The sequence below is a fragment of the Promicromonospora sp. Populi genome (genome assembly GCF_041081105.1).
Lineage (GTDB): Bacteria > Actinomycetota > Actinomycetes > Actinomycetales > Cellulomonadaceae > Promicromonospora.
Genome location: NZ_CP163528.1, coordinates 1,437,970 through 1,461,918, shown reverse-complemented (window position 1 = coordinate 1,461,918; position 23,949 = coordinate 1,437,970). Strand labels below are relative to the sequence as shown.

Sequence of the window (23,949 nt, the reverse complement as noted above, 5' to 3'; positions counted from 1 at the left end):
TGTGGCAGACGACCTGACTGACGTCGCCCTCTCCGGCCTGCTGCCGGAGAGGGCGACGCGCATTCGCGACCTGATCGCGAACATCCCGGACTTTCCCTCCCCGGGTGTCCTTTTCAAGGACATCACGCCCCTCCTGGCCGACGCCGATGGGCTTGCCGACGTCGTGGAAGCGTTCGTGCGCCTGGCGCAGGCCGACGACGGCGACCTGGCGGGCGGGGTCGACGTCGTGGCCGGGATGGAGGCCCGCGGCTTCCTCCTCGGCGCGCCGGTCGCCCACGCGCTCGGCCTGGGGTTCCTGCCGCTGCGGAAGGCCGGCAAGCTCCCGCCGCCCACGCAGAGCGTCTCGTACGACCTGGAGTACGGCTCGGCAGCCATCGAGCTGCGCTCGGGAACACTCACCCCGGGTGCGCGTGTTCTCATCATTGACGACGTTCTGGCCACCGGTGGTACCGCGGCGGCCGCCGCGCAGCTCGTGGAGCAGTGCGGGGGAGTGGTCGCCGGGCTCGCTTTTCTGCTCGAGCTCGACGCACTCCACGGCCGCGGCAGGCTACGGGGCCACAACGTCGATACCCTCCTTCGGGTGGGCATCCCGTCCGGTGACTGAGCCGACGGAACGGGGAATAGAGGTCCGAGGCTAGACTGGCGACTCCGGGTTCTGACCCGGGGAAGGAGGCGCGTACATGGCTGAGAACACGGTGTCACGCGCTCCTGTGCCTGAGAAGGACCCGCCCACCCCGCCCGGGGGCAACCGGATGCGGAACCGGCTGGTGCGTCTTGGCGTGCGCAGCATGGGCGGCGGTTCGTCCGCGGCGATCGAGCCGCTGCTGCAGGCCATCCGCAGCAACCACCCCAAGGCCGACGTCTCGCTGATCGAGCGTGCCTACGTCGTCGCGGAGAAGGCGCACCGCGGGCAGATGCGCAAGAGCGGCGACCCGTACATCACGCACCCCGTCGCCGTCTCCACGATCCTCGCCGAGCTGGGCTTCGAGGGCACGACGATTGCGGCCGCGCTCCTGCACGACACGGTGGAGGACACCGACTACTCGCTGGACACGCTGCGCGGCGACTTCGGCGACGACGTCGCGCTGCTGGTGGACGGCGTCACCAAGCTCGACAAGGTGAAGTACGGCGACGCCGCGCAGGCCGAGACCGTGCGCAAGATGGTCGTCGCGATGGCCAAGGACATCCGCGTGCTGGTGATCAAGCTGGCCGACCGCCTGCACAACGCCCGCACCTGGAAGTACGTGCCGTCCAAGTCTGCGGAGCGCAAGGCGCGCGAGACCGTCGAGATCTACGCACCCCTGGCCCACCGGCTGGGCATGAACACGATCAAGTGGGAGCTGGAGGACCTTTCCTTCCAGACCCTGTACCCCAAGGTGTACGACGAGATCGTGCACCTCGTGGCCGAGCGCGCTCCCGCACGCGAGGAGTACCTCGGTGTGGTGAAGGGCCAGATCGAGTCGGACCTGCGCAGCGCCAAGATCAAGGCGACCGTGACGGGACGGCCGAAGCACTACTACTCGATCTACCAGAAGATGATCGTGCGTGGCCACGACTTCGCGGAGATCTACGACCTCGTCGGCACGCGCGTCCTCGTGGACACCGTGCGCGACTGTTACGCGGCGCTCGGCGCCATGCACGCGCGGTGGAACCCGGTCCCCGGCCGGTTCAAGGACTACATCGCGATGCCGAAGTTCAACATGTACCAGTCGCTCCACACGACGGTGATCGGCCCCGGCGGCAAGCCCGTGGAGATCCAGATCCGCACGCACGACATGCACCGGCGCGCCGAGTACGGCGTCGCGGCGCACTGGAAGTACAAGGAGAAGACGCCGGCCGGCGTCGCCAACGGCGACCCGAAGAACCAGGACATGGCCTGGCTGCGCCAGCTCGTGGACTGGCAGCGCGAGACCGCCGACCCGGCGGAGTTCCTCGACTCGCTGCGGTTCGAGATCGGCGGCGACGAGGTCTACGTCTTCACGCCCAAGGGCATGGCGATGGCCCTGCCGGGCGGCGCGACGCCGGTCGACTTCGCGTACGCCGTGCACACCGAGGTGGGCCACCGCACCATGGGCGCCCGCGTGAACGGCCGCCTGGTGCCGCTGGACTCGCCGCTGGAGAACGGCGACGTCGTCGACATCCTCACCTCGAAGTCGGAGACGGCGGGGCCGAGCCGCGACTGGCTCGGGTTCGTGAAGTCGCCACGGGCGCGGAACAAGATCCGCCAGTGGTTCACCAAGGAGCGCCGCGAGGAGGCCGTCGAGACCGGCAAGGACTCGATCGCCAAGGCGATGCGCAAGCAGGGCCTGCCGATCCAGCGCCTCATGTCGCACGAGACCCTGCTCGGGGTCGCGGACGAGATGAACTACCAGGACGTGACCGGTCTGTACGCCGCCGTCGGCGAGGGGCTGATCTCCGCGAACAACGTGGTGGACAAGCTCGTCAAGGCGCTCGGTGGCGCGGACGGCGCCGAGGAGGACATGGCCGAGGCGGCCCGGCCCGGTGGGCTCACCGCCCGGCGGGTCCGCTCCGGCGACCCGGGCGTCATGCTCAAGGGTGCCGACTCCGCCGACGTGTGGGTCAAGCTCGCCAAGTGCTGCACCCCGGTGCCGGGCGACGACATCGTGGGCTTCGTGACGCGTGGCCAGGGGGTCAGTGTGCACCGCACGGACTGCATCAACCTGGACGGCCTGCGCAAGCAGCCGGAGCGGCTCGTCGAGGTGGAGTGGACGCAGGGCGCGAACACGATGTTCCTGGTCCAGATCCAGGTCGAGGCGCTCGACCGGTCACGCCTCCTGTCGGACGTCACCCGCGTGCTCTCCGAGAACCACGTCAACATCCTCTCGGCGTTCGTCTCGACGTCGGACGACCGGCTGGCCGTCTCGAGGTTCATCTTCGAGATGGCCGAGCCCGCGCACCTCGCGACCGTGCTCGCGGCGGTCCGCAAGGTCGAGGGTGTGTTCGACGTGCACCGCATCACCGGCACCAAGCCGGTGGAGCGGCCGCAGCTCCCGGTCTGATCCCTCGCGTCCCGGGCTAGACCGTGCCCGGGGCGCCCGGGAGCAGCTCGGCCAGGTCGAAGCTGACCGGTTCCTCCAGCTGCTCGTACGTGCACGACGCCGGTTCGCGGTCCGGACGCCAGCGCTTGAACTGGGACGTGTGGCGGAACCGGGTGCCCTCCATGTGGTCGTAGCCCACCTCGAGCACCCGCTCGGGCCGCAGGGGAGTGAACGACAGGTCCTTGCCCGAGCTCCAGCGGGACTGCGCACCGGGCAGCCGGTCCCCGGCCTCGGCCTTGGCCGGGTCGCTCCAGCCCTGCCACGGGTGCTCGTCCGCGGCGGGTGTGCCGGGCTCCACGACCAGGGGCGCCAGCGCGGCGACGAGCTCCGCGCGTCGCGCCGCCGAGAACGACGCGGCGACACCGACGAACTGCAGCCGCGGCCCGTCGTCGGACTCGTCCCACAGGCCCAGCAGCAGCGAGCCGAGCAGCGGCTCTGAAGGAGTCGAGGTCTTGTGCAGCCGGTAGCCCGCCAGAACCACATCGGCCGTGCGCGTGTGCTTGATCTTCAGCATGGCGCGCTTGTTGGGCGCGTAGACGCCGTCGGCGGGCTTGGCGACGACGCCGTCCAGGCCCGCGCCCTCGAACGAGTCGAACCACTCGGTAGCCACCCTGGCGTCCAGGGTGCGGGGCGTCGCGAACACGAGCGGGCCGGTCAGCCCCAGCCCGTCCAGCGCCGCCAGGCGCTCGGTCAGGGGCCGGTCCACGAGCGACTCGTCGCCCAGGGCCAGCACGTCGAACACCACGAGCGCCGCCGGGGTGGTCTCGGCGAGCATGTTCACGCGGGACGCCGCCGGGTGGATGCGCTGGGACAGCAGCTCGAAGTTCAGGTGCGCCGCGCCGCGCGCGGCGTCGTCGGACGGCTGGGCGATGACGATCTCGCCGTCGACCACGCACCGTTCTGGGAGCGCCTCGCGGACCGCGGCCACGACGTCCGGGAAGTACCGGTCCATCGGCTTCGCGTTGCGGGAGTCGATCTGCACGTCGTCGCCGTCGCGGTAGACGATGGCGCGGAAGCCGTCCCACTTGGGCTCATACACGTAGGCGGGTCCGGCATCGGCGTCGGACGGCTGGGCGGGCACCGACGCCACGCTCTTGGCGAGCATCGGCCGGACCGGGGGCTGCACGGGCAGGTTGAGTGTGGTCACAGTGACGAGCCTGCCTCAGCGCGGCGCGTAGCGCAGGTTCCCATGTGCTGTCCGACGCCGGAGCGGGGCGGAACTCATCGCTCGGCCCTGGACCCGTCAGTCCTTCGACTTGTCGCGGTCCTTGTCCCGGCTCGGCTGGACCCGCTTGGGCTCGCCCGGCATCTTCGGGTACTCCGGCGGGTAGGGCAGGTCCTCGAGCCCGTCCGCCTCGTCGCGGGCCGCGAGCTCCAGGGCGGCATCCAGGGAGCAGTCCAGGTCCGGGTCGCGGTCGGCGCGCAGCGCGGCGAACAGGTCGCCCCGCTCGGCGAACCGAGCGGGCGCCGTGACGACGTCGAAGTCGTCCGGGTGCACGTCGCCCACCTCGTCCCAGTCCAGGGGCATCGACACCGTCGCGTTGCCGTTGGCGCGGATCGAGTACGCAGAGGCGATGGTGCGGTCGCGGGCCATCTGGTTGTAGTCCACGAAGATCGCCTCGCCGCGTTCCTCCTTCCACCACCGCGTCGTGACCTGGCCCGGCAGCCAGGCGCTCCAGCTCGCGGCCGATCGCGATGGTCGCCCGCCGCCCCTCCGTGAAAGTCCAGCGGGGCTCCAGTGGCACGAACACGTGCAGCCCCCGGCCACCGGACGTCTTGGGGTACCCGGTGAGGTTCAGCTCGCTCAGCAGCTCGCGCAGGTGCGGGGCCACGACGGCGGCCTCGTCGAAGCTGGTGCCCGGCTGCGGGTCCAGGTCGATACGCAGCTGGTCCACCGCCTCGACGTCGTCACGCCGCACCGGCCACGGGTGGAAGGTCAGGGTGCCCATGTTGGCCGCCCAGGCGATGACCGCCGGCTCCGTGGGGCACACCTCGTCCGCCGTCCGGCCCGACGGGAACGCGATGGTCGCGGTCTCGACGTAGTCCGGCGCGCCCTTCGGCAGGCGCTTCTGGTAGAAGCCGTCCCCCTTCGGGTCGTTCGGCTTCGGCATGCGCGTGGCGAGGTGCGCGCCCTCGTGCCAGCCCTTCGGCCAGCGCTCCAGCGTGGTGGGGCGGTGCAGCAGCGCGCCGGTGATGCCGTCGGAGACGGCCACGAAGTACTCGACGACCTGCAGCTTGGTGATCCCACGGGGGAACACGACGCGATCCGGGCTCGTGACGCGCACGGTGCGACCTGCGACGTCGAGCTCTACAGCGGGTGTCTTGGATCCGGCCATGTCCCCGAACCTAGCCCGTCAGCCGTTCCCGCGCTGCCGTGAGCGCCCGGTGCGCCGCCGGCAGGCCCACGACACGGGCTCGCTGGTCGAGCAGGCGCCCCGCCTGCCGCAGGTCCGCGCCGCACCCCGCCAGGGCGACAAGGACGACGACGGCGGCCTCCAGCTCAGCCGTGCAGGCGACGTCGACGGCGGTGCGGGTCGGCCGGGTGACGGGCACCCCCGCGAGCCGGACCGTGTCCCGTGCCAGCCCCGGTACGCGCCGCGCGACCCGCCCGGGACGCGGGTCCGGGCAACGGGTGCCGGGGGAGTAGGCCAGCTCGATCGGCGCGTCGACCGGCCAGGCCGCCGGACCGTCGCCGTCGTACAGGCCGGTGTGCACCCACGCCGCCGTCGCTGCGCCCAGGGCGCAGCGGGCGGGCACCTCGTGCGCGAGCGCGAGCGCGCGATGCCGGGCCTCGACGGCCGCCCCCGCGGCGACAGCCACGCCGTCGCGCAGCTCGACCAGCGCACCCGCGCGCCGCAGGTCCCACCAGGCCACCGGACCGCCCACGTGCGCGGGTGTGACCACGAGCGGCACGGGCACCGGCCGGGGGTCGAGGAGCGCGGCGAGGGACGTGGACCGGTACGGCATGCGCAGAACCTACGCGCAGCGGGCCCGGTCGCGCAGTGCACGACCGGGCCCGCTGTGGACAACTTGAGGGGCTGGCTAGCCCCGGGAGTCCTCCGCTGCCTTGACTACCTGCTCGAGCCACGAGCGGCGAGCCGCGACGGCGGCCTCCAGCTCGGAGATCTTGCGCTTGTCGCCCTTGGCCTGAGCCTTCGCGAGGTCGTCCTCGAGGCCCGCGATCGCGGACTCGAGCTGCGCCGCCGCACCCTCGGCGCGCGCACGCGTCTCCGGGTTGCTGCGCTTCCACTGCGCCTGGTCGGCATCGCGGACAGCGGTCTCGACCGCCCGCAGGCGAGCCTCGACCCGCTGGATGTCACCGCGCGGCACCTTGCCGGCCTCCTCCCAGCGCTCCTGGAGGTTACGCAGGGCGGCCTTGGCCTTGTTCAGGTCCTTGACGGGCAGCAGTGCCTCCGCCTCGTCGAGCAGGACCTCCTTGGCCTTCAGGTTCTCGCCGTACTCCGCGTCGATGACGGCGTTCTCGGCGTCCCTGGCCTGGAAGAACCGGTCCTGAGCAGCCCGGAAACGGGCCCACAGAGCGTCGTCGTCCTTGCGGGACGCACGCCCCGCCGCCTTCCACCGCGTCATCAGGTCGCGGTACGCACCCGCCGTGTAGCCCCAGTCGGTGCTGGTCGACAGCGATTCCGCCTCCGAGACCAGCTTCTCCTTCTCGATCTTGGCGGAGCTGTTGCGCTGCTCCAGATCCGCGAAGAAGTGCCGGCGCTCGCGGTCGAACGCGGTCCGGGCGTGGCTGAACCGCTTCCAGAGCGACTCCTCCGTGGGCCGGTCGATGCGCGGCCCGGAACGCTGGGCGTCCTTCCAGCTGTCCAGCAGCGTCCGCAGCTCCTCGCCCGCGGGGCGCCACTGCATCTTGCTCGGGTCGGTCGCAGCGATCTTCTCGGCCTGCTCTACGATCGAGGTGCGGGACGCGACAGCCTCCGCCTTCGCGGCGGAACGCGCCTCCTCCAGGGCAGCCCGGCGCTCCGCAGCGCGGCCGCGCAGCGCCTCCACCCGGCCACGCAGGCCGTCCAGGTCGCCGACGGCGGCCGGCTCGGCAGTCTCCTCGCCGAGCTTCTGGAGCGTCTGGTCGATCTCGCGCACCGCCAGGTCGGCGCTGTCCAGGCGAGCCTCGAACAGCCCTACCTTCGCGTTCAGCTCGAGGTACCGGCGCACGTACAGCGCGAGCGCCTCCGTGGTGGTCACACCCGGGAACTGGCCGACGATACGCTCGCCCGCGGACTCGCGCACGTACACGTTGCCCTCGTCGTCCACGCGACCGAACTTCTCGGCCTCGGCGTGCGCGGCGGCGTCGGCGGCGGCCGGCACCACGGGTGTGACCGCGGCAGCCGGGGCGGACTGCGCCGCCGGAGCCGACGGCACGCCCGGCTTGGGCGGGCGGGGCCGGGCCAGTGCGGCCGGCGACGGGATCGCCGGCGGCTTGGGGGCCGCGGGCGCTGGGGTCTGGGCGGCGGGGGTTGCCGGTTCGACGGCGGTGGTCGCCTCCGCGGGGGCATCGGCCTCGGCCTCAGGAACCTCGGGCTCGGCTGGAGCCTCAGGCTCAGCCACCGGAGTCTCCTCAGCGATCGGCGTCTCCTCGACGACCGCCGTCTCCGCGGGGGCCTCGGCTACCGGGACGTCGGTCTCAGCGGCGGGCTCTTCGGTGACTGCGTCCTCGACGACGTCGACTGCAGGTGCCTCGGTCTCTGTCTCCGTGGTCACCTCAGCCTCCGCAGGGGTCTCGGCCTCGGCCGCTGGGGCCTCTTCCGGCAGAGCCTCGGCCTCAGCGGCGGGAGCCTCCTCGACGACCGTCTCCTGCGCGGGGACCTCCGGTGCGTCCGCGGCGTCTGCCTCGGCCGGTGCCTCGGGTGCCTCAGGTGCCTCGTTCTCCGCCTCGGCGGGAGAAACGGCTGCGGTCGGAGTCTCGGCCACGGGCTCGGCGGGCGCGTCCTGCTGGACGGGCTCCGACGAGCGAGAAGTGGGTTCGCTCACTGGGTCTCAACTCCTTCGATGGTGACCGGGTTGACAGGGGCACCGTCTGAGGCGCCATCTGCCGTTCCCGCGTCAGCGACTGCCTGGACCAGGTCCAGGCCGGATGTGATCGTGCCGAAGACCGTGTACCCGCCGGCTGCGTCGGAGGGGATGGTCGAATCCTCGTAGACGAGGAAGAACTGGGAGCCCATGGACTCCGCGTCGCCGCCGCGGCGGGCCATCGCGACCGTGCCGGCGGGGTACACGTCGTCCTCCGGGGCGTTCTCGACGGGGCCGAAGAAATAGCCCGGGTCGCCGGAGCCGGAGAAGGTCGGGTCGCCGCACTGCAGCACGAAGATGCCTGACGTGGTGAGACGGTGGCAACCGGTGTTGTCGAAGTACCCGCCCTGGGCGAGCGTGACGAAGCTGGCGACGGCCTGCGGTGCGGCCGCGCCGTCGAGCTCGAGGACGATGTCGCCCTCGGTGGTCCCCGCACAGGTCTGGAGGGTGACGGTCCAGGTACGGTCCTCGGCGACGGCGGGGTCGGCGAGCTCGTACGTGTCCCGAGCCTCCTCGACACCCGCGGGGCAGGCGTCTGCGTCCGCCCCGGCGTCGTCCGCCCCGCTGTTGTCGCTGACGAGGGCGGCAATCACGAAGGCTGCCACGAGGGCCAGCACCGTGAACAGCGCAACGAACACCCAGAGGCGTTGCCTGCGTGCGCGCTTGGCTGCCTGCCGCTGCGCCCGCTTCTCCGCCTGCTTGGCCTGCTGCGCACGCTGCCGCTGCTTGGTGGACGCCACCGCGTTCCCTTCTCCGTGCTCTCTGGTGCTCGCCGCGATCCGGGGCGTGGCCGTGCTGGACCGATTCACTGCCGGATCCGGGGCGAATCACCCCGTGCGGGGACAGTGTAGGCATCGGATGCCAGGTGACACTGCCTGAGCGCATCACCCTGCGGGTGAAGATGGGTCGGCCCGCGGGATCGTCAGCCGCTAGCGTGGGCCGCGTGGAGCTCCGTCTAGTGGTCGCGCCAGTGTTCGGTACCAACTGCTGCGTGGTGTCGTCCGGCGCCGACTGCGTCGTCGTGGACGCCGGCGCGGGTGTGGCCGACGCCGTCGGGCAGCTGATCGACGACGCGGGACTGACGCCGCGGGCCGTGCTGGCCACACACGGCCATGCCGACCACACGTGGGACGCGGGAGCCCTGTGCGCGCGCTACGGGATCCCGATGCGGCTGCACGAGGCCGACGCCTACCGCCTGGCCGACCCGTTCGGCACCCTCAGCCCCGCCCTGGAGACCGCGCTCGGGCTGCACCGCGACGACTACCGGGCACCCGCCGTCGTCGAGCCGTTCGGGACACCCGGCGGGTCCGCGGTGCTGACGTTCGGCGAGGTCACGCTGCGCGCCCTGCACGCGCCCGGCCACACCGAGGGCTCCACGCTCTACCACCTCGACGAGGAGGTGATCCTTACGGGCGACGTCCTGTTCGCGGGCTCCATCGGCCGCACCGACCTGCACGGCGGCTCGGGCCAGGTGATGGCCGAGACGCTGCGCGACGTCGTCGGTGCGCTGGATCCGGCGCTCGCCGTCGTCCCTGGGCACGGGCCCGCCACGACCGTGGCGTACGAGCTGGAGACCAACCCGTTCCTCGCAGGGGGCGTGTGAGGGCGCACGTCGACCAGCGCGGAGCGGCTGTGGAAAAGCTGGGCTGACAGCCCAGCACACGTGGGAAGATCTGTGGCATGGCAAAGCCCACTCCTCTCTCCGGTTTCCCCGAATGGCTCCCTGACGGTCGCATCGTCGAGCAGCACGTCCTCGACACCCTGCGCCACACCTTCGAGCTGCACGGGTTCGCCGGGATCGAGACGCGGGCCGTGGAGCCGCTGGACCAGCTCCTGCGCAAGGGGGAGACCTCCAAGGAGGTCTACGTGCTGTCGCGGCTGCAGGAGGAGGGCGGTGCCGTCCGCTCCAGCTCCGAGAAGCAGCTCGGCCTGCACTTCGACCTGACCGTGCCGTTCGCGCGCTACGTACTGGAGAACGCCGGACGGATCGCGTTCCCGTTCCGCCGCTACCAGATCCAGAAGGTCTGGCGCGGCGAGCGCCCGCAGGACGGCCGCTTCCGCGAGTTCGTCCAGGCCGACATCGACATCGTCGGCGCGGGCGAGCTGCCGTACCACTTTGAGGTCGAGGCGCCGCTGGTCATGGCCGAGGCGCTCGGCGCGCTGGCCGAGATCGGCCTGCCGCCGGTCCGCATCCTGGTCAACAACCGCAGGGTCGCCGAGGGCTTCTACCGAGGCATCGGCCTGGACGACGTCGAGGGCGTGCTGCGCCAGATCGACAAGCTCGACAAGATCGGCCCGGACAAGGTGTCCGAGCTGCTCGTCACCGAGTGCGGCGCCACCGACGACCAGGCCAAGGCGTGCCTGGCGCTCGCATCCATCTCGGGGTCCGACGTGGGTGTGATCGCCGAGGTGCGGGCGCTGGCCGAGTCCCACGGGGCGGTCACGGAGCTGCTGGAGACCGGCCTGGGCGAGCTGGGGGCGCTGATCGCGGCCGCCGCCGAGCGCGCGCCGGGTGTGGTCGTGGCGGACCTCAAGATTGCGCGAGGCCTCGACTACTACACCGGCTCGGTGTACGAGACGGTGCTGGTGGGTCACGAGCAGCTCGGCTCGGTCTGCTCCGGCGGCCGGTACGACACGCTCGCCTCCGACGGCAAGAACACCTACCCGGGCGTCGGCCTGTCGATCGGTGTCTCGCGCCTGGTCTCGCGGCTGCTGTCCGCGGAGCTGGTCCAGGCGACACGCTCGGTGCCTTCCGCGGTGCTGGTGGCGGTGGCGTCCGAGGAGGAGCGCGCTGCGTCCGACACGGTGGCGGCGGCCCTGCGCGCCCGCGACATCCCGGTCGAGGTGGCGCCCAACGCCGCGAAGTTCGGCCGGCAGATCAAGTACGCCGACCGGCGCGGCATCCCGTTCGTGTGGTTCCCGGGTTCCGCGGGGGAGGACGGCGCGGTGGGTGCCGACCAGGTCAAGGACATCCGCTCGGGCGACCAGGTAGACGCCGACGCCGCGACATGGGAGCCGCCGGCCGAGGACCGCTGGCCTCGGGTCGTCCCGAAGGCCTGACGCCGTCGGCGTAACAACTTGACGCCCGTTCGAACAAATGTTCGAATCGGGTATGCGATGGAACGGTCAGGCGATCGATCACGACGACGGAGCGTTGCCCGGGCTTGAGCTACCCGAGCTGCGCACCGCCGGGCTGTTGCGTACCGTCCGGTCGCCCGAGTTCGCGGGTGTCACATTCCACGAGGTGCTCGCCAAGAGTGCGCTGTCGAAGGTCCCGGCGGCGTCGCAGATGCCGTTCAAGTGGACGGTGAACCCCTACCGGGGTTGCTCACATGCCTGTTATTACTGCTTTGCCCGAAATACTCACGAATACCTCGAGCTCGACTCCGGGCACGACTTCGACTCGCAGGTGGTCGTCAAGGTCAACGCCGACCAGGTGCTGGGCGCCGAGCTGGCCAAGCCGTCCTGGACCCACGAGCCCGTCGCGCTCGGTACCAACACCGACCCTTACCAGCGGGCCGAGGGTCGCTACAAGCTCATGCCCGGCATCATCTCGGCGCTCGCGGACTCGGGCACGCCGTTCTCGATCCTGACCAAGGGCACCCTCCTGCGGCGCGACCTGCCGTTGCTGGTGCAGGCCGCCGAGTGGGTCGACGTCGGACTGGGAGTTTCCCTGGCCTTCGCAGACTCGCCGGACGGCAAGGAGCTGCAGCAGTCCGTCGAGCCCGGCACACCAACACCGCGCGCTCGCCTCGACCTGATCCGTGCGATCAGGGCGGCCGGCCTGCCGTGCGGCGTCATGGTCGCGCCGGTCCTGCCTTGGCTGACCGACCAGCTCGCCCACCTCGAACGGCTTCTCGACGACCTGGCCGACGCCGGAGCGACCGGCGTCACCGTGCTGCCACTGCACCTGCGGCCCGGTGCTCGCGAGTGGTACCTGGGCTGGCTCGAACGCTCCCACCCCCACCTGGTCGAGGGTTACGGCCGGGTCTACGCGCGCGGCGCGTACGCGCACAAGGGCTACCGGGACTGGCTCTGGGAGCGGGTGCGCCCGCTGCTCGACGAGCGCGGGCTGGGTCGGGCAGCCCTGCACCGCACCGGATCGGACGACGCACCAGAGGCCGATCGACACGCCGAGGGCGACTACCCGCGTGGCGCTCTCGGCGGGTTGCGCGCCGACAGCACCGGTGCGGCGTCCTTGGCCGGGGACGTGGGCAGCGAGACCCTGTTCTGATGCGCCGCCGGATCCCGCTCGCCGACCCGCGCCTCGCCGGTCACACCCCAGCTGTCGGCCACCGGGCGAGGCCGCGTAGCGCCGGTGACTTTCGTTGTGTGTGTCGGTATGCACTGTTTGACTCGGCACCATGACATCGCGCTCTATGGTGACGCGCAAAGCTCGCGCGGCCATACCCCAGGCCCTGTCCCTCCTCGCTGTAGCTGCACTTCTGACCGTTGTTGCGGTACCTGCACAGTCCGCGGTCGGTGCACCGTCCTCCGCCACGGCGGCTGCCACCCAGGCCGACGCAGTCCAGACCGCGGCCGCCGGGGACATCCCCTGGACCGAGTGCACGACCGAGGGCGCCGAGGCCTTCGACTGCGCCACGATCGAGGTGCCCTCCGACTACGACGAGCCGTACGGCCCCACCACCACCGTTGCGGTGACCCGGCTGCCCGCGCGGGACCAGGAGAACCGCATCGGCAGCGCGGTGGTCAACTTCGGCGGACCCGGTGGCCCGGGTGTGGCGACCCTGCACTCGAACGGCGAGGTGCTGTTCGACGCCGCCGTCCGCGACCGATTCGACATCGTCAGCTTTGACCCGCGCGGCGTCGGTACGTCGGACCCGACCACCTGCTTCGCCACGCCTGAGGAAGAGCAGGCGTACCTCGGGTCCATCCTGCTGCTCCCGCAGGACGCGTCCCAGAACGCGCGATTCATCCGTGAGTCGGCGCAGCTCGCCAGGGGCTGCACGGTGTTCGGCGGCGACAGGCTCGCGACGGCGTCGACCGCCAACGTCGCCCGTGACATGGACGTGCTGCGTGAGCGACTGGGTGAGGACACCCTGACCTACGTCGGGTACTCCTACGGCACGGTCCTCGGCGCGACGTACGGGGCGCTCTTCCCGGACAACGTGCGTGCCCTGGTGCTCGACGGCACACTCGACCCCCGGGTGTGGACCGGCGACGCCAACGGCAAGCTCTTCGGCGACCGGATCCGGCAGGCTGAGGGTGCCTACGAGACCTACGGCGAGTTCGTACGCCTGTGCCGCGAGGCGGCCGAGCGGTGTGCCCTCAACGGCCTGGGTGACCCTGCCGAGATCGTCGAGGAGGTCTACGCGGCGCTGAAGGAGCAGCCCGTCGAGCTCCCGGTGGGCGGCGGGACCACCATCCAGTTCGGGTACGGCCACCTGGTGTACCAGATAACCAACACCATGTCCGACACCGCGGGCTGGGCGAACCAGGCGGCCTTCATCGCACAGCTCGCGTTCCTGACGGGCGTGGTCCCGCAGGCGAGCGCGGAGGCACAGGGATCTGGCCTGTCCATCAGCGAGCTGCTGCGGCGCCTCGGCGTCAGCCAGGACTACCCGTCCATCGGTGGCCAGGTCGGTCCGGTCTGCTCGGACGCCGACTTCCCCGGCCGGCCCTGGTCGTACCCGGCCAAGGTCGCGGCGCTCGAAGCGCAGTACCCGCACTTCGGGCTGTTCCGCGGCTGGTTGGCCATCCAGTGCGAGTTCATCGACATCGACGACGAGGACGCGTACACCGGCCCCTGGGAGCAGTCGACCCAGCAGCCCGTGCTCGTGATCGGCACCCGGTTCGACCCGGCCACGAACTACGGCTTCACCCAGCCCTACGCCGACCTGTGGCCGGACGCCCGGATGCTCACCGTTGACGGCTGGGGCCACACCACGATCGGCCGGAGCAGCTGCGCCGACGCGGCGATCGCGGAGTACCTCGTCACCCTGGAGGCCGACGACGGCGCGGTGTGCGAGCAGGACCTGGTGCCCTTCGGCGCCGCGGGCTAAGAGCCGTTCAGCACAGCACCTGCTGCCAGATTCCCCCGGTCTCTGGCAGCAGGTGCTGTGCTGAACGGATCTGCTCCAAGGGTCAGGTGCGGAGCGTCTCCAGGTGGTCCGCTATACGGCCGATCGCCTCGGTGAGCACATCGACGTCGGGCAGCGTCACCAGGCGGAAGTGGTCCGGCTCCGGCCAGTTGAACCCGGTGCCGTGCGTGACCAGGATCTTCTTGTCGCGCAGCAGGCCGATCACAAACGCCTCGTCGTCCTCGATCCCGTAGACCTCGGGGTCCAGCCGCGGGAAGCAGTACAGCGCGCCGCGCGGCCGCACCGAGGTGACACCCGGGATCTGGTTGAGCAGCTTGTCGGCGAGCATGGACTGCTCGTAGAACCGGCCGCCGGGCACGATCAGCGCCTCGATCGACTGGTAGCCGCCCAGCGCCGTCTGGATGGCGTGCTGCGCCGGCACGTTGGCGCACATGCGCATGTTGGCCACCAGTGTGAGGCCCTCGAGGAAGTCCCTGGCGCGGTGCTTGGGGCCGGAGATCATGGCCCAGCCCGCCCGATAGCCGCAGACCCGGTACGCCTTGGACAGGCCGCTGAACGTGATGCACAGGACGTCGTCGCCGGCGTACGTGGCCGTGTGGTGGTGGGTGGCGTCGTCGAACAGGATCTTCTCGTAGATCTCGTCGCTCAGGAGCACCAGGTCGTGCTTGCGCGCCAGCTCCGCCAGCCCCTTCACGGTGTCCTCGCTGTACACCGCGCCGGTCGGGTTGTTCGGGTTGATGACCACCAGGGCCCGTGTGGCGGGGGTGATGAGCGACTCGATGTTCTCCAGGTCCGGGTTCCACCCGTTGGCCTCGTCGCACCGGTAGTGCACGGGCTTGCCGCCCTGGAGGCTCACTGCCCCGGTCCACAGCGGGTAGTCGGGCGCGGGGATCAGCACCTCGTCGCCGTCGTCGATCATGGCCTGCAGCACCAGGCTGATCATCTCGGAGACGCCGTTGCCGATGTAGACGTCGTCCACCCGCGTGTCCAGGCCGTGCGTCTGGTAGTAGTTCGCCACCGCCGTGCGCGCCGAGTAGATGCCGCGGCTGTCGCTGTAGCCCTGTGCCTCGGGCAGGTGGTGGACCATGTCCGCGAGGATCGCCTCCGGCGCCTCGAAGCCGAAGGGCGCCGGGTTGCCGATGTTTAGCTTGAGGATCTTGTGACCCTCCGCCTCCAGCTTGTACGCCTCCTCGAGGATGGGACCCCGGACGTCGTACCGGACGGACTTCAGCTTGCGGCTCTGCCTGATCTCTCGCACCGGCACATGCTCTCAGGTCCGAGGTGGCGCCCGCGCACCGTCGTCCGTGGGCGAGATGGGGCACCGGGTGGTTTTGTGAACTTCACCCGGGTGACGAGCCGGATCTGATCAGGTGGGAAACCTCGGGCCAGTAATCTCCGGGTCGGGCACTGAGGCCCCCAAGTACTCGATATCACCCGGACAGGTAACCCATGGCCACTACACGTGACGCGGCACCGGCCGCCAAGTTCTTCGACCCGTTGGCGCAGATACCCGGCGGCGCGGGCCTGCGAGCAGCCCGGGACGCGGGCGACCCGGCGGCGGCGCTCGCGATCGTCCGTGGTCTCACCGCGCACGACGACGTGGTCGCCGCGCTGTGGGGGATCGCCGGCGACGCCTCCGCGGAGGACCACGCCCTGTTCACCGCGGCGGTCGAGGCGGCCGACGACGGTACCCCGCTAGCCCGGACGCTGCGCGCGCTCCGCTACATCACGGTGGGCTGGGCGATCCGGTCGGGTGCCCGTGCCGAGCACGTCTCGGCGAACCAGTTCGAGCAGTTCCACGACTGGCTGCGGCGAGCCGAGCGCGTCCTGTTCGACGTGTGCGCGGAGCACCCCGGCTGCGTGCCCGCGTGGGAGGCGCGCATCACCACAGCCCGTGGGCTGGAGCTGGGGCACGGCGAGGCCCGACGCCGGTACGACCGGCTCGCCGCCCTCGACCCGCAGGTCTTCGCCGCCCAGCGGGTCTACCTCCAGCAGGTGCTGCCCAAGTGGAGCGGCTCCTGGGAGGACGCGTCCCGGTTCGTCGCGGAGTGCGCCGACGGCGCGGCCCCCGGGGCGCTCGGTCCCGCACTCGTGGTAGACCTCGCGCTCGAACGGCGCGTCGACGGCGAGAAGACCATCCCGCCCGAGATGATCGACCGGGTCCGTGGGGTGGCCGCGAGCACCGTCCTGCACCCCCACCATGTCCGTACCGCGGCGACGGCCACGGCCCACGCCAACTTCGCCCTGTTCTTCTCGTTCGCCGACCTCCCCGCCGAGGCGTGGCCCCACTTCGAGGCGCTCGGCGACACGCCGGTCGAGGGCATCTGGGGCTACTACGAGCCCGGGGCAGAGCGGCTGTACCGCACCAGCCGCGACGCCGCCGCGAAGGTCGCGGCCAAGGCGGCCACCCGCACGGGCGTGCGGGCATGACCGCCCCCACGCTCCCGGACCTCGCGGACTTCCCCGGCGTCACCGTGGCCGAGTCCGACGGCGTCCCCGTCCTGCTCGCGCCACGCGAGGGAAACGTCGGCGCCGGGATCATCTTCCGGGTCGGCTCGGCGGACGAGACGCTGGCCACCTCCGGCATCACGCACCTGACCGAGCACCTCGCGCTGCGCACCCAGGTGCTCAGCGAGGCGCACCTGAACGGGCAGACGCGCTCCGACGTGACGCTCTTCCACGTGGCGGGCACCGCGGCCGACGTCGTGGCCTACCTGAACGACGTGTGCGCGTCCCTGCGCGACCTGCCGCTCGACCTGGTCGAGACGGAGAAGGAGATCCTGCGGTCCGAGGCCGACCTGCGCAACCCCGGGGCCGCCTGCGGCTGCGGATCAACCGGCACGGCGCCAGCGGCTACGGGCTGGCCGGGTACGGCGAGCGCGGGCTCGACCGGATCACCCCCGACGAGGTGCGGGACTGGGCCGCGACGTGGTTCACGCGAGAGAACGCGATCGCCTGGATCACTGCCGACGCCGTCCCGGACGGCCTGGACCTGACGCTGCCCTCGGGCCGGCGCATGCCGTCGCCTGTCGTCACGGACGTGCTCCAGGGCACCCCGGCGTACCTGGCGGGCCTGCGAGACGGCGTTGTGCTCGACGCGCTCGTGCCACGCGGGGACGCAGGCAACGTGGCGGCCCAGGTGATCCGAGAGCTCCTGCACCGCGACCTGCGCCGGGACGCCGACATAGCAACCAGCCTGGACGTGTCCCACGACGTCCTGGACGCCGAGCGGGCGCGCTTGTCGGTGACGGTCCAGGCCGAGGGCCGTCAGGACGCGGCGGCCGGCGGCCTCGCCGACGCCCTGAGCGGGCTCCGGTTCCACGTCGCGGACGACGACCTGGCCGCGGCGCGTACCGCGGCGGCCGAGGAGCTGGCCGAGCTCGCGGCCGCGCCCCCGGCGGAGCTGCTGCCGTCGCTGGCCTACCGGATGGTCATCGGGCGTCCCCTGGACGGGCCCGAACGGATCGCCGCGCGGCTCGAACGCGTCACCGCGGACGACGTCCGGGGCTTCGCCCGCGAGCTGTGGGGCAGCGCGCTCTGGTTCGGCCCGAGCCCGCTCGACTGGGCGGGGATGGTTCCGGTACCGGAGTGGTCCCAGGAGCGCGTGCAGGGGCGGACGTTCCCGCGCATCGACGCCCCCGACAGATCGCTCGTCCTCGCCGCCGACGGCGTCGGTCTGGTCACCCCGGACGGTGCCGTTGTCGTCCGCTTCGCGGACTGCGTACTGCTGGAAAGCGTGCCTGACGGCGCGCGTGCGCTCACCGGGGCCGACGGGTTCCGGGTGGGGATCGAGCCGACGCTGTACGAGGGGCTCACCGTCTGGGACGTCGTGAAGCACGTGGACCCGCACGTCCCCGCGAACGTCGTCGTGCACCTGCCCGCGCGCGAGCCTGGCGACATCCCGGTGGCGCAACCGCCCCAGCCCGAGAAGCCGAAGAAGCGGGCGAAGACCGATGCCGGGCCGCGCTCCGTCCCGGCGACGGTAGGTCTCGTCGTCGGGCTGTGGGCGGCCGGGCTGCTCGTTCTCGGCGGCGGCCAGGTGCTGCTGCAGGAGGTCTTCGATCTCGACCTCACGCTGGGCTTCCTGCCTGTGCTCGCCCTCGGCTGGGCGACGTTCGGGCTGATCAGGAAGCGACACCCGAAGGACGACCGATGACCGCGACCACCTCCACCCGCCCCCGTCAGCTCTTCGCGCAGCGTCCCGGCCGTACCGTGGGCGGCCTGGTGTTCCGCGTCGGGTACGCCGACGAGACCCTGCCCACCAGCGGGACCACCGCCCTGGTGGTCGCGCTCGCCCTGCGTGCCGTGGAACGTCCGGGCCTCGAGATCTCCGCCTCGGTGGGCCCGACCGTGACCCACGTCCAGGTGAGTGCCACCGACGAGCGGGTCCGGACCACGCTGCGCGAGCTCACCCGCGCCCTCGCGGACCTGCCCGTACGGCACCGGGAGACCGAGACGCGGGCCCTGGACGAGCGCGCGGACGACGTCGTGGTGCAGCCCTGGCGGTTCGGGCTGCGGGGCTACGGCCTCGGGCCCGGCCAGCTCCTGGGGTTGCACCGGGTGACCGACGACGATCTGCGGGCTTGGGCGCGCGAGAAGTTCACCGGGACGAACGCGGTCGCGTGGGTCACGGGCGAGACCGCGCTGGACCTGGACCTCGCGCTGCCCGCCGGGCGTGCAGCCACGACGGCATCGCCACCCGAGGTCCCCGGACCGGTGACGCCACTCCCGGCCGAAGCGCTGGCCGGCGGCAACCGGGTGATGTGGGACGCCGTGGTGCCGGACGGGCCGGCGCTGGCGGTCTTCGCCGAGGTCGCCCGTAGGGCCCTGTTCCAGGGCCTGCGTCAGGACCACGGCTGGACATACGACGTGTCCATCATGATCGGGGCGCTCGACGGGCAGCAGGCCAGCCTGCAGATCGCGGCCGGCCTCCGGCCCGAGACCGCTACCCAGGCGACGGGCGAGTTCCTGGACACGCTGGGCCGGCTGCGGTTCGCGGTGGCCACCGACGAGCTGGAGTCGGCACGCGCGCACCTGCTCGCGGCGTACGGGGAGCCGCACCAGGACGCCATGTGGCTCACCGACGACGCCGTGCTGACCCTGCTGGGCCGGCCGGTCCCCACTCCGGCGCAGCGCCGTGCCGCGCTCGCTCAGGTGACCGCCGCCGACGTCGTCTCCCTGGCCCGTCAGGTGTGGGACGCCGGGCTGCTGGTGACGCCGGTCGCGTCCGGCTGGGCAGGCACCGAGCCGGTCCGCAGGGGAGCGGGTGAGCCGGTCACCGGCAAGGCGTTCGAGCGCATCGACGTGGACGCGACCATCCGGGTGGGCGAGCCCGGCGTCACGCTCCGGGACGGCCGGCGCACGACCACCATCCGGTTCGAGGAAGCGGCCGCGCTGATCGTCTACCCGGACGGCGGGCGGCTCCTGATCGGTCTGGACGGGGCACGGGTGCCGTTCGAGCCGACGCTGCACGACGACCTGCGCGCCACGGACCTCGCCGGGCTCGTGGACGACCACCTCGACGGGGCGCTCGTGGTGCCCGTGTCCCGGCCGGCCGCCCCCGAGCGCCCGGACCAGGAAGAGATCAAGCAGGCGAGCCAGACCCGCGCGGCCCGGGAGGTCGAGGAGGACGGCCTCCTGCGCACCACGGGGCTCGCCGCTCTCGCGGCCGGCAAGGTGGTGGTCGTCCTCGCCTTGGTGCTCGTGCTGCTCGCCGGGGTGGGCGGCACGGTCTTCGCGGCCGCGACCCTCCTGGCGTCGGTAGGCAGCCTGCTGGACGGGGAGCTCGACTGGTCGGTGCCGGCCCTGCTGGTCCCCGCCGGTCTGGCCTGCGCTGGGGTCACCTGGCTGGCCTACCGGGCCATCCTGCGGATGGGCGGCGAGTCGGCGGGCAAGAAGGAGTCAGCGGACCAGGGATAGGTCGCCGGTGGCGACGGGTGTCACCCCTCGGCGAGACGCGCCGGGAACCCGCCCGTCGCCACCGGGCTCCAGCGCTCGATCGTGATGCGCACTATCGACTTGCCCTGCTCGACCATGGCCGCGCGGTACTCGGCCCAGTCGGGGTGCTCCTTGCCCGCGGCCGCGCGGAAGTAGTCCACGAGCGGCTCGACGGACTCGGGGACGTCCAGCACCTCGGCGGTGCCGTCCACCTGGACCCAGGCCGCGCCGAAGTCCTCGCCGAGCGCCATGAACGACGCCGCCGGCCGCGCCTTCAGGTTCCGTACCTTGGCGCGCTCCGGGTAGGTCGAGATCACGACGCGCCCGGCCGGGTCCACGCCGTACGTGACGGGGCTCAGCTGCGGGGCGCCGTCGGCCCGGCTGGTGACAAGGATCCCGTTGCGACGCGAGCGGAGGAACTCCAGCAGCTCGTCCCGGGTCACAGTGGTGTTGGTAGCGATCGTCCTAGGCATGGGCGCCAGGCTACGCCGGGCCACCCACACTCGTCCGGCGGCGCCAAGCAGCCGTGACGGTGACTAGAATTCTCGTCGACCCTCACCCCACGCTGAAAGGACCTCTCAGTGCTCCGCACCCACACGGCCGGCTCACTACGGGCCGAGCACATCGGCCAGACCGTCACCCTCACGGGCTGGGTCGATCGCCGCCGTGATCACGGGGGAGTGGCATTCATCGACCTGCGTGACGCCTCGGGCATCGCCCAGGTAGTCATCCGCGACGAGGAGATCGCGCACCCGCTGCGCGCCGAGTTCGTGCTGCAGGTCACCGGCGAGGTCGGCCGCCGCCCCGAGGGCAACGCCAACCCGAACCTCGCCACCGGCGAGATCGAGATCGTCGCGACCGAGGTCGTCACGCTCAACGAGTCGGCCCCGCTGCCGTTCCAGGTGTCCACCGCGCTCGCGGACACCGAGGTGATCGGCGAGGAGGCGCGCCTCAAGCACCGCTACCTCGACCTGCGCCGCCCGGCCCCGGCCGCCGCGCTCCGGCTGCGCTCCAAGGTGAGCCAGGCCGCGCGCCGCGTGCTGGACGAGCAGGACTTCGTCGAGATCGAGACGCCGACCCTGACGCGCTCCACCCCGGAGGGCGCGCGCGACTTCCTGGTCCCGGCCCGCCTGGCGCCCGGCTCCTGGTACGCCCTGCCGCAGTCGCCCCAGCTGTTCAAGCAGCTGCTCATGGTCGGCGGCATGGAGCGGTACTACCAGATCGCCCGCTGCTACCGCGACGAGGACTTCCGCGCCGACCGCCAGCCGGAGTTCACGCAGCTCGACGTCGAGATGAGCTTCGTCGAGCAGGACGACGTGATCGCGCTGGCCGAGAAGATCCTCACCGCGCTGTGGGACCTGATCGGTCACAAGATCACGGCACCGATCCCGCGCATCACGTTCCACGAGGCCATGCGCCTGTACGGCACGGACAAGCCGGACCTGCGGTTCGACAACCCGATCGTCGAGCTCACCGACTACTTCAAGGCCACGCCGTTCCGGGTGTTCCAGGCGGAGTACGTGGGCGCGGTCGTCATGACGGGCGGGGCATCGCAGCCGCGCCGGCAGTTCGACGCCTGGCAGGAGTGGGCCAAGCAGCGCGGCGCGCGCGGCCTGGCGTACGTGACGTTCTCCGAGGAGGGCGAGCTCGGCGGTCCCGTCGGCAAGAACCTGTCCGACGACGAGCGCGCCGGGCTCGCGGCCGCCACGGGCGCGAAGCCGGGCGACGCCGTGTTCTTCGCCGCGGGCAAGACGTCGGAGGCGCGCGCCCTGCTCGGCGCCGCCCGGCTCGAGATCGCGCACAAGACCGGCGCGATCGACGAGGATGCCTGGTCGTTCGTGTGGGTGGTGGACGCGCCCCTGTTCAAGCCGGCCGGCGAGGACGACGACGTCGACCTCGGCTCGTCCGCCTGGACCGCCGTGCACCACGCCTTCACGTCGCCGACCCCGGAGTGGATCGACTCGTTCGAGAAGGACCCGGGCGAGGCGCTGGCCTACGCGTACGACATCGTCTGCAACGGCAACGAGATCGGCGGCGGCTCGATCCGTATCCACCGCCGCGACGTGCAGGAGCGCGTGTTCGACGTGATGGGGATCGGCCAGGAGGAGGCGCAGGAGAAGTTCGGCTTCCTGCTCGACGCCTTCGCGTTCGGCGCCCCGCCCCACGGCGGCATCGCGTTCGGCTGGGACCGGATCGTCGCGCTGCTGACGAAGTCGCCGTCGATCCGCGACGTCATCGCGTTCCCGAAGTCGGGCGGCGGGTTCGACCCGCTGACGGCGGCTCCGGCACCGATCACGCCGGAGCAGCGCAAGGAGGCCGGTGTGGACTTCACGCCGGAGGCCGCAGCCCCCGTGGCGGCTCCTGTCGCCTGACCAGGCCGGGCGGCCGCCGAGCAGGTCGAACGTGAGCAAGTGGGTCACCCGTCGGACACGATCCGGCGGGTGACCCGCGCGTTTCCCGGGCGGGCCTGCGCCAACCCTGGTTAAGTGGAGGAGGGGCGCCGGTCCCGGCGGCCCCAGCTCTCTGATCTGGAAGGCAGCCTCATGACCGAGAACGACGGCGGCACACCGCGCGATCCCCAGCCGGAGACTCCGCCCACGCAGCCGTTGCCCGGGTCGGTCCCCGAGTCGTCACCCACACAGCCCTTGCCGGAGTCGCCGCTCAGTGCGGAGCAGCCGCCGGAGAGCCAGCCCGAGCCGACGCCCTACGCGCCGCAGGAGCCGGCCGCGTCATACTCCGAGCCGCAGGCCCCGGTCTACGCGCAGCCCGGGGCGCCGGTAGCCGCCCCCCAGTACGGATACGCGGAGACGCCGCCCAAGAACGACCTGGCCGTCTGGTCGCTGGTCACGGGCATCCTCAGCTACATCCTGTGCCCGCTCCTGCTCGGTATCGCCGCGATCATCACGGGCACCATGGGCCGCAGGGCCGCTGACGAGGGCCTGGCGAACAACCGCGGGATGGCCACCGCCGGCCTGGTCCTCGGCTGGGTCAACGTGGGCCTGTCTGTGCTGGGCATCGTGTTCTTCTTCATCGCGATCGCGGTCGGGCTGTTCGCCGGGGGTGTCGGCACCGTCTACGAGATGAACAACGACGGGATCTACTGACTCTCTCACCTGCGCGGACGTGGGGAGGTCTCCCCACCTTAGTTTTGTGCCGCGCGGGACGTCCGCCCTGTAGGTTTGGCTCCTCCGTGCCGGGTCAGCCCCGGCAGATCGTTAGCAGAAAGGCAGCACGATGACCCAGCCTGACGGCGGCCAGTCGCCGTACGACCCGCCGCAGCAGCCCGAACAGGGTCAGCCGGTACCGGAGCAGGGCCAGCCCGCCCCGCAGCCGGGCTCGGTACCCGGCGAGCCGACGCCGTACCAGCAGGCGCCGTACCAGCAGCAGGCGCCGTACGAGCAGGCGCAGCAGGGTCCGGTCTACGCGCAGGGCGGTCAGCCCTACGCCTACGGCGCGGCGCCGCTGCCGAAGAACAGCCTCGGCGTGTGGTCTCTCGTGCTCGGCATCCTGGCCGTGCTGGGTTGCGGCCTGCTCACCGGTATCGCCGCGATCATCACGGGTCACAAGAGCCGCAAGGCCCAGCAGGAGGGCGAGGCCGACAACGGCGCCATGGGCCTTGTGGGCATCATCACCGGCTGGGTCGGCATCGCGTGGACGACGGTCGTGGTCGGCTTCCTCATCGCCGGCACGATCTTTGCGGCCACGACGGTCAACGACCCGGCGTTCCAGGAGGAGTTCCAGCAGCAGATGGAGCAGGAGCTCGACGACAGCGGTCAGACCCTGGACCCTGAGCTCCAGGAGCAGCTCGACGAGCTCGGGGACTACTGAGCCCGTAACGCAGTCGGCCGGCCCGTCGCGCCCGA

At 71.6% G+C, this 23,949-nt stretch carries 19 protein-coding genes and 1 pseudogene; 13 read left to right on the top strand and 7 right to left on the bottom strand.

The window, feature by feature from the left end; translation table 11 throughout:
- Window position 1: 1 nt before the first annotated feature.
- Both AB1046_RS06480 and AB1046_RS06475 read left to right on the top strand, forming a co-directional pair.
- The gene (locus tag AB1046_RS06480) at window positions 2–604 is read left to right on the top strand and encodes an adenine phosphoribosyltransferase (RefSeq protein ID WP_369373536.1); all 603 of its coding nucleotides are present in this window, start codon (window positions 2–4) and stop codon (window positions 602–604) included.
- 76 nt (window positions 605–680) lie between these two features.
- Window positions 681–3,020 (top strand): bifunctional (p)ppGpp synthetase/guanosine-3',5'-bis(diphosphate) 3'-pyrophosphohydrolase, encoded by a 2,340-nt coding sequence (locus tag AB1046_RS06475; RefSeq protein ID WP_369373534.1) that lies wholly within the window; start codon window positions 681–683, stop codon window positions 3,018–3,020.
- Window positions 3,021–3,036: 16 nt separating this feature from the next.
- Here AB1046_RS06475 and AB1046_RS06470 read toward each other — a convergent pair whose 3' ends face one another.
- From AB1046_RS06470 to AB1046_RS06450, 5 genes and pseudogenes are all read right to left on the bottom strand, one after another.
- Window positions 3,037–4,206, bottom strand: a complete 1,170-nt coding sequence (locus AB1046_RS06470) for an ATP-dependent DNA ligase (RefSeq protein ID WP_369373532.1) — start codon at window positions 4,204–4,206, stop codon at window positions 3,037–3,039.
- A 96-nt stretch (window positions 4,207–4,302) separates the two neighbouring features.
- A pseudogene (locus tag AB1046_RS06465) lies at window positions 4,303–5,395 on the bottom strand (DNA polymerase domain-containing protein).
- A 10-nt stretch (window positions 5,396–5,405) separates the two neighbouring features.
- Entirely contained in the window at window positions 5,406–6,026 is a 621-nt protein-coding gene (locus AB1046_RS06460) for a hypothetical protein (protein WP_369373530.1), read from the bottom strand.
- A 75-nt stretch (window positions 6,027–6,101) separates the two neighbouring features.
- A complete protein-coding gene (locus tag AB1046_RS06455) occupies window positions 6,102–8,048 on the bottom strand; it encodes a DUF349 domain-containing protein (protein ID WP_369373528.1) in 1,947 nt (648 codons plus the stop codon).
- Complete coding sequence (locus tag AB1046_RS06450) at window positions 8,045–8,827, bottom strand: peptidylprolyl isomerase (protein ID WP_369373526.1); 783 nt, start codon at window positions 8,825–8,827, stop codon at window positions 8,045–8,047. The genes AB1046_RS06455 and AB1046_RS06450 overlap by 4 nt, the downstream gene beginning before the upstream one ends.
- Before the next feature lie 203 nt (window positions 8,828–9,030).
- Here AB1046_RS06450 and AB1046_RS06445 point away from each other — a divergent pair, with 203 nt between their 5' ends.
- From AB1046_RS06445 to AB1046_RS06430, 4 genes are all read left to right on the top strand, one after another.
- Window positions 9,031–9,690 (top strand): MBL fold metallo-hydrolase, encoded by a 660-nt coding sequence (locus tag AB1046_RS06445; RefSeq protein WP_369373524.1) that lies wholly within the window; start codon window positions 9,031–9,033, stop codon window positions 9,688–9,690.
- A gap of 77 nt (window positions 9,691–9,767) precedes the next feature.
- Window positions 9,768–11,147, top strand: coding sequence for a histidine--tRNA ligase (gene hisS / locus AB1046_RS06440; protein ID WP_369373522.1), 1,380 nt, complete (start codon window positions 9,768–9,770; stop codon window positions 11,145–11,147).
- Between the two features lie 52 nt (window positions 11,148–11,199).
- Entirely contained in the window at window positions 11,200–12,321 is a 1,122-nt protein-coding gene (locus AB1046_RS06435; protein ID WP_369373520.1) for an Rv2578c family radical SAM protein, read from the top strand.
- 130 nt (window positions 12,322–12,451) lie between these two features.
- Complete coding sequence (locus AB1046_RS06430) at window positions 12,452–14,110, top strand: alpha/beta fold hydrolase (RefSeq protein WP_369373518.1); 1,659 nt, start codon at window positions 12,452–12,454, stop codon at window positions 14,108–14,110.
- 82 nt (window positions 14,111–14,192) lie between these two features.
- Here the strand turns inward: AB1046_RS06430 and AB1046_RS06425 are convergent, their stop codons facing one another.
- Complete coding sequence (locus AB1046_RS06425; RefSeq protein ID WP_369373516.1) at window positions 14,193–15,407, bottom strand: pyridoxal phosphate-dependent aminotransferase; 1,215 nt, start codon at window positions 15,405–15,407, stop codon at window positions 14,193–14,195.
- Between the two features lie 191 nt (window positions 15,408–15,598).
- Between AB1046_RS06425 and AB1046_RS06420 the strand changes: the two genes are divergently transcribed.
- The 4 genes from AB1046_RS06420 to AB1046_RS06405 are packed head-to-tail and all read left to right on the top strand — an operon-like array spanning window position 15,599 to window position 20,068.
- Window positions 15,599–16,579, top strand: coding sequence for a hypothetical protein (locus AB1046_RS06420; protein ID WP_369373514.1), 981 nt, complete (start codon window positions 15,599–15,601; stop codon window positions 16,577–16,579).
- Window positions 16,576–17,145 carry a hypothetical protein gene (locus tag AB1046_RS06415; protein WP_369373512.1) on the top strand — a complete coding sequence of 190 codons (570 nt, stop codon included), beginning with the start codon at window positions 16,576–16,578 and terminating at the stop codon, window positions 17,143–17,145. The genes AB1046_RS06420 and AB1046_RS06415 overlap by 4 nt, the downstream gene beginning before the upstream one ends.
- Window positions 17,058–18,305 carry a hypothetical protein gene (locus tag AB1046_RS06410; protein WP_369373510.1) on the top strand — a complete coding sequence of 416 codons (1,248 nt, stop codon included), beginning with the start codon at window positions 17,058–17,060 and terminating at the stop codon, window positions 18,303–18,305. The genes AB1046_RS06415 and AB1046_RS06410 overlap by 88 nt, the downstream gene beginning before the upstream one ends.
- Window positions 18,302–20,068 carry a hypothetical protein gene (locus tag AB1046_RS06405; protein WP_369373508.1) on the top strand — a complete coding sequence of 589 codons (1,767 nt, stop codon included), beginning with the start codon at window positions 18,302–18,304 and terminating at the stop codon, window positions 20,066–20,068. The genes AB1046_RS06410 and AB1046_RS06405 overlap by 4 nt, the downstream gene beginning before the upstream one ends.
- A 20-nt stretch (window positions 20,069–20,088) precedes the next feature.
- Here the strand turns inward: AB1046_RS06405 and AB1046_RS06400 are convergent, their stop codons facing one another.
- Entirely contained in the window at window positions 20,089–20,559 is a 471-nt protein-coding gene (locus tag AB1046_RS06400) for a PPOX class F420-dependent oxidoreductase (protein WP_369373506.1), read from the bottom strand.
- 108 nt (window positions 20,560–20,667) lie between these two features.
- Here AB1046_RS06400 and aspS point away from each other — a divergent pair, with 108 nt between their 5' ends.
- The 3 genes from aspS (at window position 20,668) to AB1046_RS06385 (ending at window position 23,914) form a co-directional block, all read left to right on the top strand.
- The gene (aspS, locus tag AB1046_RS06395; RefSeq protein ID WP_369373504.1) at window positions 20,668–22,458 is read left to right on the top strand and encodes an aspartate--tRNA ligase; all 1,791 of its coding nucleotides are present in this window, start codon (window positions 20,668–20,670) and stop codon (window positions 22,456–22,458) included.
- Between the two features lie 171 nt (window positions 22,459–22,629).
- Entirely contained in the window at window positions 22,630–23,190 is a 561-nt protein-coding gene (locus tag AB1046_RS06390; RefSeq protein WP_369373502.1) for a DUF4190 domain-containing protein, read from the top strand.
- Between the two features lie 130 nt (window positions 23,191–23,320).
- Entirely contained in the window at window positions 23,321–23,914 is a 594-nt protein-coding gene (locus AB1046_RS06385) for a DUF4190 domain-containing protein (protein ID WP_369373500.1), read from the top strand.
- Window positions 23,915–23,949 lie beyond the last annotated feature (35 nt).